1 protein-coding gene is annotated in these 14,048 nt (G+C 45.6%); it reads right to left on the bottom strand.

Annotation, left to right across the window (positions count from 1 at the left end):
• Positions 1 to 168: 168 nt before the first annotated feature.
• A complete protein-coding gene (gene rtxA / locus EAE90_RS12530; RefSeq protein WP_214053777.1) occupies positions 169 to 14,019 on the bottom strand; it encodes an MARTX multifunctional-autoprocessing repeats-in-toxin holotoxin RtxA in 13,851 nt (4,616 codons plus the stop codon).
• Positions 14,020 to 14,048: the final 29 nt, after the last annotated feature.

Genomic DNA, 14,048 nt, shown 5'->3' with positions numbered 1-14,048 from the left:
TTTAGTCAGGAAATAATAATAACAAATGAAATTCATTAATAAAAATAACCATTAGTCAGTGAACAACCGATAATAGAATGAACATTCGTTATTCAATAGTAAAAAATGGCTCACCAATTCTGTGAGCCATTTTTATTACTCGTTTTCCTTTTATTCTAGCGAATTACATTACGCAAATTGCGCCTTGCCAATCGTAGTATCTGACCACGCCGTTGTAATGGCAATTTTTGCCTTATTGTCCAAATTTTCAATAAAACCATTATCGCCCGCTGTCGGCGCAAAACTGCTCATTGATTGGATTAAGGTATCAACCGCATTATCCGAGAGCGCCGTAAACTCACGCTCCCCCGATGCATTCTTATCCCCCATCTGCGCCACCAGTTTGGCACGATTACCATTAAAGTAATTGCTAAAAGTGACTGAACCTATTGATTCAAATGCCCCCTGAGCAGTTTTATCCTCAGTATGGCGGTTTACTGATAACACCAGATCATATCCGCTACGCTGGAACCACAGGTTTTGCCAGTCCATACCGTCAAAGACAATCATATCTTCTGCATTGATATCATCAATCTGACTGTCAATTACCTTACCGCTGACCACAAAACTGTCTACGCCGGTACCACCCTGAAAACGGTTCTGATAACCCCCTAATACCAGCAGATCCTGACCATCACCGCCATTAAACTGGCTGAACTTCGAAATAGCGGCCGCTATCAGATGGTCATCACCTTCTCCACCATTAATCACCGCATGGTAGCCCAACAGTTTAATCACATCGTTACCGGCGTTGCCGTCAATTTGGTTGTCATTACCAAATACTCTGGCAAAGTCATGGCTTTCACCTAACTCAACCCGGTTGTTATTACCAATAGTCACGACATAATCTTGATCTTCTCCGGTATCCACCCGGTTGTAGTTGCCTGAGGCGACGACGTAATCCTGGCCCTTATCGGTATTAATTAAGCCGCCTTCGCCAAAGACAAACGTCTGGTCATTACCTTCCCCCATGAACACATGGTTAATGCGTCCGGCTACCACCGCGGTATCATCGCCATTACCGCCAAACATCCAGTTTTCACGCCCCATCAGTACGCCCAGATCATTACCTGCTCCACCCGCAAAGATGTTGGAAGTACCGATTGAATAATAAACATCATCTCCACGGCCCCCCCAGAAGTTGTTGTTATCTCCTAAATAGGCGCCAAGATCTTTACCATCACCGCCCCAGTTGAAGTTGTAGTTCCCCAACGAGACATGAATATCGCTATCCCCTTGCAGATGACCACTGTTACGCAGGAAATCAAACGTTTTCTGCTCCATATTGAGCAAATCTGCGGTTAGATTTTCTTTCAGATTGGTCACTAATGACTTCATCTCTTGTTGTTTATCTTCGCTGAACATCGTCGCAAACAAGTTAGGCAAATTCAGCGAATGAAAACCAAATGCACGCTCTGGTTTGGAACTCTCCGTCTCCACAGTCGCTGGCGTGCTGCTCTGCGCTTTTTCATTTTCATCAGGCTCTTTCTGTTTCAGGCCATGACTCTCAGCAAAGGATTTAATGCCATCCGTCCCCATATTGAGGTGAGATTTCAGGCCGTCGAGCAATTTATCTGGATCAGTGAAAACTTTCAGTTGCTCACCACCGAATTTTCCAATGACTTCAATCATCTCTTTTAAAATAGCCACACCATCCACCGGCTCATCTCCACGGGAAACAATGCGACCATCCGCAGTGTAATCCACACCAAAGATATCCGCTAAAGTGGTATCTGCATTCACACTGGCTAACCGGCCAAGCAATTTATTCTTAAGCTGACGTGGCAAATCCTGCGGATTATAGGTAAACGTTGTTTTCGCTATGCCGGTTGTCGAGTATTGTTGAGTCATTAAACTAAACAACGAACCTAGGTTAGTGTCCAGAATCGACTGGATATTGTCACCGAACATAAAGTTCCAGTTGCCAGTGGTCACTTGAATATCCGCCCCTTGGCCCCCTACTGCAAAGTTGAATGCCAGTTTTTCATTGGCTTGGCGGAATTTATCTGCACGGCTCATTTTGCTCATATCAACGCTATTGCCATTACTACTTAGCCACTGGTTGAATTTCTTATTCAGCGCTGCTTCCGTATCACTTCTCAGACCACGGCTACTACGCTCATACTGAGAACCCAAATCAACCAGAGTCTTATAGTCAACGCTGCTGGTTTGGTCCAAACCAGACATATCCTGAACAAATTTTTTCGCGCCAGCGATTGTCCATTGCTGATCTTGCGCCGCTAGCCACTCCTGCCCTTCACCAGAATGGGCAATGTTTTGCAATACGCCGGAAATACGGGCTGCGCCATCAAATGGATTAACCAACGGTGGCGTTGGCAGGGATTTATCCATCATCACAATCAAGTCATTACTACGGCCTTGGTTGAAGCTGACGTTACGATTGCCAATAAACATTTGCGCTCCTTCAAGCGCCTGATAACCGGCAATATCGAAGCTGTGTTTACTGTCGCCATTGCCGATGTGCACCATCACATTATTATCTCCGAAGGCCAATGACTTAAAGCCGCCAGTACCTACTTTGATGCCGACGTTCGATGTTCCCCAATTGAGCGCCGTAAATTCACCATTCCCTACATCCACCTGAATATTACCCGAGTAACTTAGCTGGTTATTCGATATATGATTTGAATCGGTTTCAATTTTATTTTTGCGCTTCTCTGGTGCGGTGAAAATATCTACATTATCCACAATCGCACCTTTGGTTGGTATATCTGCATCCACCATACCGACGCGAGAAAGATTGATATCGCTTTCAGCAATATTACGACGCACTCGCTCTGAATGAGTTTCAAGTTCGCCTTTTTCATTCCAACTCAATACGACTTTGTTATCAGTCAGGTTATTGATCCATTGATTATTTTCATTCTGGGTAAATTTACGGCCAGTCACATCAACGGCAACTTCACTACGACGAGCCGAAACCGTCGTATGAATATCTTGCCCTTTTAAGGCGGTGATAAAGTGACGAGTAAAACCATCTCGTTTGTCATCACTCATTAGCGAACAACCCACGATGCTAATGTGGTCTGGTTTACCCGCCTGGCTAAAGCTCTGAGTGAATTGTTTGAGTTTTATTGCCAGCTCATCGGCACTGTAACCACTCAGACGAGTGTTATTCCGCTCTGATTCGCTACGGCCATGCCCGACAATCTGCCAGCGTAACTTGTCTGATGGTGTAAATTGAGAGGCATCACCATAGACAACTCGGTATTTACCCTCAGAATCAAGCTGAACAACTACGCTGGAATCTGGGTGTTTACCCGCCAGATTTGCCGCTGCTTTGGCGGCTACAGGATCATCCTCCATCTGGATAATGATTTGACCATCAAAGCGGGTTTCCCGACCATCGGTTTGTGGTGTTACCGCTACTGTTTGCCATAGCTCAATGGGCTTATGAGCTAACTCTACCGCTGATGTGGCTTGCAAACTATTAAGCAGTTGAATACGCGGCACATCGGCAACATCGTCATAACGCTTGCGCAGACTGATATCATCCGCTTGAGCCGTGAAGCGGTTATTTGCATCCACTTTAAGGGCCGGCAAACCGAGACGATGAGTCATGCCAGGCACAAAATGATCAATACCTTCATGGGATTGCAAATGGGCATCACCATAAATGGCAATAAATTTCTCTCCCTCAGCCAATTGTCCCAAACGCTTAACCGCCACATTGTTAGCCGCACCAGCACGATACATTAGGCCATGTTGTGATCCCTCTATTGCCGGACGAGTTGTGCTGTTGTTATCCAATGCAATGATTTTGATCCCTTTACTTTTGGCCTGCTCAAATAAGTTAGCAGGCAAATGTTTGGTCTCAATCATAGCGGCCAGTTCAGCGGACATATCTCCACCTGCCAGGAACTTATCTATCAACGGCTGAGCCAAATCCGAACGTAAATGTTCCAACCCAATAACGGTTACGCCATGCGCTTTCAATGCATCCATCTGCTCGTTGACAAAACGCAATCCATTAAGATCTGAACCATGACTCTCACCGATCAGCAACCCTTGACGATCCTTAAGCAACAGCGACAACTGGCTATCCAGATCTGCCCCATCACTAAGCTGGCGGTTGAGTTGTGTCAGTGCGTCTGAGGCATATTGTTTGTCCCAAGCCGCGACATCTGTCTGGCGGGAGCTGTGATATATCGCTTCTATCTGTGCCAGCCTCTCCTGTTCCAACTGCACCAAATAGGCAGGATTAGCAAACCGATTAAGTAAAATCGCTTCATGTGAACCAGCAAAATCGGGGTCCGCTTGCTTAGCGACTTCCTTAAGGAAATAAACCGCCATCTTCACATCTTCAGATCCCGTCATATCCAGCAGTTCATTGTAACTGTAGCCAAGATGAACCCGCTTATTCTGTTCATCAATCCGGGCATGAGCTAGTAATCCCTTATCTTGCGCTCTACTCAGACATTGTTTGAAATCATCAAACTGCTCCCCCAAATCCACATGGAATTTAGGATTAAAAGCAAGATCGGCAGGAATTTCCCCTTGATAACCTAACTTAGCCGCAAGATAAGGATCTTCTTTCACCCAACGCACCATCAGATCTGTCAGTCCTGGCATATCACCTCGGACTTCATTACGGGCAATCTGGTAGATCCGTAATGCCATCTCAGGTCGAGTTTGGGCTATCTCCAATACCGGGCTACGTACCTCCCGTAATGCATCGCTAAACATAATATCCCCTAGTTGCGTCTGTACGCTGCTTAAGGCGGTATTACGTTTAGAATCAGGATGTTCATCAAGGTAACGGGTAATACGTTGATACAGTTTGAAGCCCGCTGCTAGCTGCTCGTTTCCAATCAGATTATGAATGCGGTCAAGTTCATCCAGAATTCCCTGGTAGGAAGGGCCAATCGGTTTGGCAAAAACTTTGGCTTCTTTACGCAAGCCATCCTTGGTAATAAGTTCATTCAGTAATGGAGTGCCGCCATTTTCCACGGCGGCCATTTCCAATGCCTTATTTTTTCCAGATAATGCGGTTAAATCTTCTACAGGAGAGTGGCTTTGTTTTTTCACTATTGTTTCAAGCTGAGCTTCCTGAAGTGCCTGAGCATAGTTAAACAACTCAGTTGGCGTCCAGGTGCCAAGCTTTGGCAACCACTTATGACCGACAAGTTTATCTGCTCCCCCTGCTTTTAACACTCTGGCAACAACACTTGAACAGTTATTCATCAATAATTGATAATGCTCATCAGGGTTACTACTGATTTTATTCCATTCTGCCTGCATTGCCGCCACATCCAGACCTTCAAGGTTAATGCGGAATACGCGCCCTTGATCGGCTTCGCTGCCTTTGAAGTTCTCAATGTTCTTCAACTCACGCTCTTTAAATTGGCGTATGACATTAGCAATACGTTTTTCTGCCAGTTGGGGATCTTGTACATTTCTATCGGCTTGATATCGCAGTTCTTCCGCAAAAAGCCTGCCAACATCTGCCATTTCATATTCGCGATTATTCCACATTTCAACAAATGGCTGGTATATCTGTTCAGGAATACCGGATGATTGCAGCAATTCGGGATTCTCCAACGCCATCATAGCAAAGCTTTCAGTAACATCTTTGAAAGTTACATCTACTCCTTGTGCCAATTGCAGTTTTTCAATGAAACGTTGTAACTTACGATCACCATTCTCCAAACCGAATTTATCGTGCTCTTCGAAGGCCACATCAGCTTCAAGGGTTCTATGGTTCAATGACGGCCACCAACTGACATAATTTTTCTCATTGGTAGAACCTGCGGCGTCTACATTAACATGCGCACGCCCCTGACCAATTTGCATTGCCACGTGACCTAATTGGCTATGATCGCTCGGTTTCCAAACAAACAGTGTGGCGCTTATTGGCGATAAATGTTGCTCAATCGCCTGATGGATCTTTCTTAAACCAGAGATATCAATACCTTTACCATCGTTCGATAAATCACTGGCTTTCAGATTCGAGAAAACGGCATCTGAGACATCTTGACCATACTCTTTAATAACCGCGGCTTTGACTTGTTCAACCGCTTTATCAGAATTTTCCGCTTTCTGGTTAATATGAATATTGGCCTTACCCCGAGTGACAAAATCACCGTTTTCATCAATATAAAGGTGTTTTGAATCCTTAAGATTGGCACTGCCAAGCTTATCATACAGACTACTGAAATCGCCTTGCTCTGGAATTGTTACAGTGGATTCGGCAAGCACCATCGATTCTTTAAAGCGCGTGTCAATTTGAGACAACAAGGATTTCATTGCTGGTACACGACCTGAATCAGGATGACCTAAGAGATATCCTTCAACCTGTTGACGCAAATCGGATAATTTTCCAATCACATCCAGTTCATAGTCTTTTCTTCCCTGTCGGATATGGTGATAGCTCTCTAGTGCATCAATCACTTTTTGGTAACTGTCACCACGAATTTTACCCGCAACAGATGCAGCTTGCTGGAACTCACTCACTGACATCAATTTTGGCACGGGCTGCCAGATGCCATTCACTTTCTCGGTAAGAATTCGGGTATGTCCCTGATGATGAGATATAATCCGATCTTCAATGAAATATAACTCATCAGGTAATTGCGCATAATTGTCGTAATTAGCAAGAATAAAACGTTCAACTGCTTTAAGCAGATTATTACTGGTCGTATTTTTTACAATAATTCGCTTAAATTCATTGCCATTACCGGGCCATGAACGCACCTCAAATCCTTCATGACTCTTTTGCACCAATAAGTTACGTTCTGTACGTAATCCATAAAATGGCAATGCTTGATTCAACATCGTGTCGACAGCACTGAGCTTAATATCGAGATCAACAACGGTATCCGCTTTATAACCACTGGGGTTAACCGCCAGCCGTTTTTTCTGTTCTTCAATAGTCAAAGCATCAAACCGCGCCTGCACAGCAATACCCGCCTCTGTTAATTTGCGGCCAATCGATTCTGCGGGTAATCCTTTATATTCACTTGCCGGTTTATCCAACAATCGAATTTCACCCACTAATCCTTCACGTTGTAGTTTACGCAATACAGGTAATTCAACATTCCAAAAATAGTTGCCAAGACGTAAGCCTCCCTCAGAGATCAAATAAACATCCCCACGTGATCCTGCGGCATAAACCGAGCTCCAGAAACCAGTGTTGCTATACGTAGCAGCATCAATTGCCGCTCTTAGCGCTTTATGTTCACTATTTTCAGGATCGGCGAGGTACATAATTCCCCAGCGCATGAGTTGCTGATTGAGTTGAATCGCAAAAGCGTTTCCCTGCACGTCAACATCGTAAACAATTTTCTTACCATCCGGTTGTACCGACTCAAGAACGTCTCGATGCCTTCTAAAACTCTTCCCAGACCAGAATGAAACAATACTTTTGTCATCGCGGGCAGGTTCAAAGCTATAGCCATAACTGTCTAGTTTTGTAATAAACTCAACTCGCTTGTCCCAGTCATAATCCAGAGTAGCGTCAACAAACAGTTTCGCTAAAGACGCGATTTCATTTTCAGGTACTTTATTTTTGGCATTGGGATTTTTGAGATGCCGTTCAACAAAAGTCACTATCCGTTGCCGGGTTTTATCAGAAATATCTGCATTAACACGCTTAAATCCGGGAACAGGAATATATTCGTCCGATGCATTATTGTCACCATTATCAAGCCAACGGTAGATGTGGGCGACTTTTTGTGCACGACTGAGTATGGAAGAATCTATCGCTCTCTTTTTGCTGCCCCCCAATCCTTCCAGATCAATACCAGAAACTATCGGCGCTTTTCTAATGAGTTCACGCGTCTCATGTGAAGGAGGGGCCACAATGCTATCAGATTGTGTTTCAATAGACCGAGAAATAAGCGAAACGCCAGTATTTTTTGCACGAATTCCCGCGTTGATCTGCAACCGGTTAACTGCATGTTTTGCATCCTCCAACGCTTGCAATTCTTCTTCGGTCAGTCCTTGATAATGTTGATTTCTCGCTTCTGGCATCGATTCAGGATCAATATGGCTGCCAGTTTCTCCCGCCCCCGTTGACTCATAGGCTTTTTCTCCTGACAAGCCGCTGCCACTTGCACCTATGCGAACAGGTTTGGAGTCACTCAGTTTCGCCCCTTTAGCATCAGCTTGGGTCTGAGCCGCTTTACTTTCCGCTGACGCAGTATCACGCTTACCACGGCTTTCTGCATTTTGATACGCAATATTGGCGTTATCCTTCGCCGTTTCTGCCTGTTGCTGTTGTGAAAGCGCTTCTTCTTTTCTCTGATCCGCTTTGGATTGCGCGTCTACACCATCAAGCATCGCCTTATCACGATTTTGTTTACCTTTTTCGGCACCTGCTTCTGACAGCGCCACGGCATCTTTTACTTTTTGCTGGGTATTAAGAGTATCCCGATGTATATCCGCCAGTCGTTTTTCTAATGTAGGCTTGATATCATCCAATCTCTTCTGGATATCCTCAGAGATTCCACCCGCGTAGTCGAGATAATGGCTATCTAGCTCACGGCTATCATCAGTGTCATCTTTAAATTGTCTAAATTTGTCCGCTATTACAGTTAGCTCTTCAGTAACTGCCTGAGCTTCTTCTTTTATCGCATCACTCTGCACTTGCCCATTCTGGTTAAGCGCTTCCTGATCCGTTGATTCCAATTGAGATTTCGATTTTTCAATCGCTGCCAGTTGTTTCCCTTTTTCTTGTTCCAGGAGCTGGCGATCTTTTTCAGCTTTTTCTTTATCACTTAGTGCACTGCTGGCCGCTTGGTCCTGCCTGGCATGTTCAGTAACACTATTGGCTGGCAATGTACCTACAGATTTTGCAACAACATTGTCCAGGATATAGCCAATACCATTATTATCGCCGATACCTTTAAATTCGATACGGTTAGTACCTGCTTTGGCGATTAATTCCAGTGTTTCACTTTGCCATGCAGTATCACCATTAGTAACGGTAAATTGACTTTCACCATTCCAAATAACTTCCATGCCTTCATTAGGCATAACATCATTTGCTCGTTTTGCAAAATCAAAGCTTAATGAAATGACTTCACCTTCAGACCGGTTTTTCAGGTCCTGGTAAATGGTGGTACTGACATCCACATCAAGTTCACTGACCCGTGAGCCATGACCTGCGTTATCAAGACCATAAGCACTTGCCTCGTGATATGCTTCAACGCCATTGGTTGACTGCCAACTTTGATCACCTCGTTCAAAGTCACCATTCAAAATCAATGACATCTCAGATTTTACAACGACATTATCTAAGATATAACCTAACCCATCATTCCGGCCCGTACCTTTAAACTCAATTCGGTTGGTACCTTCTTGTGCGGTTAATTGCAGTGCCTTGTTTTGCCATTCAACTTCGTTGCCAGAGGTTGTGAAGATACTTTTACCATTCCATAGCACCTCCATACCTTCGCCTGAAGCAAGATCTGAACGTTTAGCAAAGTCAAAGCTCAGTGAAACCACTTCACCTTCAGACAGATTTTGCAACTGCTGCGAAATCGTGGTGTTAACATTCACATCAAGTTCACTGACTCGCTTTCCATGACCCGCATTATTAAGACCGTAAGCACTCGCCGCATGATACGCCTCAACACCATTAGTTGACTGCCAACCTTGATTACCTTGTTCAAAGTCACCATTGACGATCAGATTTTCGTTCCGATCGGATACCGATCGCGTTTTTCGATTTAACGAACCGGCTAAAGAACTTTCTATTACGTTAATATCAGGCGCTTCTACCGCTGTTACAGAACCACTCAAGCGATCGTTTAAATCCGAACCAATTTGATCAATTTCATCTATCTTAAAACCATTAATGGCAGAAACTTCGGTTAAGCTAATCGCACCTCTGCCCTTGTGAGTGCCCGATGTGTTAGCTTCATCTCCATGCACCAGATAGTTAATCGCCTGGCTGCCCCCCACCCCGAGTACAGTTTGTTTGATATTGTCGAAGAAAGAGGCGAGTTTGTTGCTCTCTGTATTACTCGATGCCACAGCCAGGCTGTAAAAATCACCATCACCAATCTTAATCGCCACGTTGTTGCGCGCATAAGAGGCATTAACACCTAAGCCATGACCAACCTGAATATTAGCGTTGCCTTGGCCTTTCATGACCGCAACATTAAGACCATCCCCAACTTTGGTATTGAGGTTATATTTCCCCCATGCCACGTTAACCGAAACACCATTACCTACATGAGTATTAATGTTAGCGTCACCATGAGCAGCAGTGACATTTAAGCCATTGCCCACTGTCGTCGTGACGTTAGCTTTGCCTTTTGCCGCCGTCACCTGCACACCGTCACCCACTTTGGTGATGACATTGCCTTCGCTCCATAAGGCGTTAAAGCTGTCGCCCTTCCCTACCTGAGTGACAATGTTAGCCTTACCTTTAGCCAGCACCACATTACGCCCGTCACCAACTTTAGTGATGATATTGGCTTCGCCCCAAGCGCCAGTGTAATCATCACCGTTACCCACATGGGTGATAATGTTGGCATCCCCCTGCACCACGGTGACTTCTTGTCCATTCCCCACTTTGGTAATAAGGTTAGCTTTGCCTTTCGCGAAGTTGTAACGGTCGCCATTTCCTACTTGAGTCAGGATATTCGCCTCACCCCAAACCGCATTCACCCCAGTGCCATCGCCAATTTTGGTAATCAGATTGGCTTTACCTTTGGCAAAACCCACTGTCGAGCCTCCGCCAACATGGGTCATCACGTTACCTACATCAGAAATAAGCAGACCGACTGTGGTACCGTCGCCCACTTTGGTCAGAATGTTGCCTTTCCCTGACAGGATACCGGCGGTCGTCGCATCGCCGACATGGGTAATCACGTTCGCTTTCGCTGCCGCAACTACTCCCATAAAATCATCACCCACTTTGGTGACAATATTGGCCTCACCCAGCGCTAACACGCCCGTTAAGCCATCGCCAACATGAGTCATTATATTGGCTTTACCAAACATGGCCGCCAGCGTTGTACCCTCACCGACTTTGGTCATCACGTTCAGTTCACCGGCAAACAAACCGATACTGGCGCCATTACCCACATGGGAATAGATATTGGCTTTCCCTATCATTAAGGCGGCGGTCAGGTCATTACCGACCTTGGTCAGCACATTGGCGCCGCCAATCATGGCGGCAAAGGTATTGCCATTCCCGACATGGGTAAAGATATTAGCTTTGCCGATCATCGCCGCCAGCGTCATGCCATTACCCACTTTCGTGGCGAGATTGCCCTTTGCCAGCATCAGCGCAACACTTGCGCCATCCCCAATATGAGTAAACACATTGCCTGCGGCTACCATCAATGCCAGCGCATCACCGTCACCCACTTTGGTAAAGACGTTCACTGCGCCGCCCATTAACGCCCAGGCATCCCCTTTGCCGACATGGGTAAACAGGTTGCCCGCGCCAATCATGGCCGCAATCGATGTACCATTCCCGACTTTGGTGAAGATATTGCCTGCCGCAGCCATCACGCCTAATGTCAAACCGTCACCAACATGGGTCAGCACGTTGCCGACGCCGAACATGATGCCGGTCGTGTCACCTTGTCCGACTTTGGTCAAGATATTCGCGCCACCGAGCATAACACCCGTGGTATTGCCGTCACCGATATGGGTGAGGACGTTCGCGCCGCCGCCCATCACCGCCAGCGCATTGCCTTTCCCTTTCTTGGTAACGATGTTAGCGCCGCCCAACGCAATAGCAGTGGTGTTGGCCGTTTCAGTCTCATCACTGAGATGGGTGATAATATTGGCGCCGCCGAACAGACCGGCAACCAGATCTCCCGCACCGAGTTTAGTCAGTACGTTAGCACCGCCTAAAAGTATGGAAGAGATATTCCCTGTTCCCGCCTGAGTGATGACGTTAAAACCACCCGCACCGGACCAGTTCCCATTGCCATTACCAATTTGGGTATGCGTGTTATACCCGCCCAACATCAGCACCCGGCTGTTACCGCTGCCTTTGTGAATTGAGATATTGCCATAGGACAGAAGATGAGCCAGATATTGTCCATCCCCGACACGCACAAGAACATTTACCGCGCCGCCAGCGTAAACATCCATTTTCCCGCGCTGGCCTTGGTGAACCAGAACATTGGCTAAACCCGCGCCATGAAATGTCAGATCGCCCTTTTCACCACTTTTTACCACGATGTTAGCTGCACCAGCGCCATCAAAATTGGTATCGCCAAATTTTGAGCCGTGCAGAATAACATTCGCTGCCCCTGCGCCCTTAAAATTAATATTTCCCCGCGTGACATTAGATTTAATAACGTTTCCACCACCCGCACCGTTAAAATTAACGTAACCACTGCTTGTGGATAACTTTACCAAGTCTTGCTGGCTATATTCTTCGCTATGCACTAATCGATGGGAGGTACGGCGCACCGTATTAACGTCATATTGAAGCTGGCTTAACGTGTAACCGGGGCCAATAGAGGTATATCCGTTAGCATAGGAAAGCTCTTCATTAGCCAAATTACCCGTATGGTCGCCTGCTTTGTACCATGCTGTTGCTTTGTATTTCAGTTGCCCTGTATCAGGATCGTTTTTCAACTGAACTTCAACAATTTTGGTATATGGCTCCATTACTTTGGCATATACATAAGTATTGGGCTGCCGGTTCGATTTGACTGCGGAAACATCGACTTTGCTACCATCAGAAGAGATCGCATATCCCCCCATTTTGGCATCGCCTAGCGAGATATCCTCTGCTTTAACCATCATGCCGCCCGCATAGGTTATCCACCGATCTATCAATAGGTTTTCCTCGACAGCATGAATCTCGATAGGTTGCTGATGCTCAAAAACCAAACTGGAGAGACGGTAAGCCCCATTAGCGTTTACCGCGACAAATCCATTGCCTGACGAAATTTCTTTCGCAGCAAGATCTTTAAGGTGATTACCTGCTTTGTACCAAGAAGTGGCATGATAACCGAGTCTACCCGTGGTGGGATTATTTTGAAGCTGGACTTTGCTGATTTTAGTGTACATTTTGTCAGCAAACGCAAAAAGATAGGTATCCGGTTCGACAGTTGATTTAATACCTGTAACTTGCTGAGACTCCTGAATCCAGCTTCCTCCCATCGTTGCCGTCGTCAATACGATTTCTTTAGCTTTAGCAAATTCCAGTGTCTCACCATCGGAATCGCTATTCATGCCTATTCTGGTGATTTCATTGTAAGCACCGCTACCGGAGAAATTAATATTGCCATGCGCGACATCAGAATAGAGTTTGTTATAACCACCGGCACCTTCAAAAGTAATATCACCGAGGGTCTGTTCATACTCGTCTTTATTTTGGCGTATACGCTCAATGCGATTCGATGCCCCCGCACCACGCAAGATAATGTTACCTTCTTTACCCTTACGTACGATGTGATTATCAGCACCTGCCCCATTAAATGTAACGTTACCGCTCTCTACTCGTGAGCTGATGCTGTTTGCAGCGCCTGCGCCATTAAAAGTCACATTTCCCTGAGAATCTTGATAACGGTTAAACCAGGTATGGTCAATGTCATTGTATGCCCCTGCGCCGGCAAAATCTAAATTTCCCCGGTTAGTTTCATGCCATAACTTATTGTATCCACCAGCCCCTTTAAAATTTGTATCACCAGACAAACCTTTACGAACCAGTTTGTTGTAGCCCGCAGCACCCGAATAATTTAAATTTCCCGTATCACCCGTGTGATTAATAAAAGCCGCACCGGCAGCCCCCGCAAATGACAAACCACCATTTCCCGTTTTACTAATGCCGGTGTAACCTGAAGCTCCCTTTACCGCAAGGTCACCATCTGTGTGGTATACATCGACTTTAAATGAACCAACAGTAACATCATCATTTCCGCCATAAGCATAAATTTCACCACCAACACCAATAGCAGTAATACTATTACCATCATTATCGTCGTAGTATTTTCCTGTAAAGAAGTACTCTGTACTTCTATTTGATGATTTCCCCATCAAAAATCCCTTTAGACCATATAAAGATC

Source organism: Photorhabdus caribbeanensis (genome assembly GCF_018448885.1).
GTDB classification, from domain to species: Bacteria; Pseudomonadota; Gammaproteobacteria; order Enterobacterales; family Enterobacteriaceae; genus Photorhabdus; species Photorhabdus caribbeanensis.
This window is presented reverse-complemented; position numbering and strand designations above follow the sequence as displayed.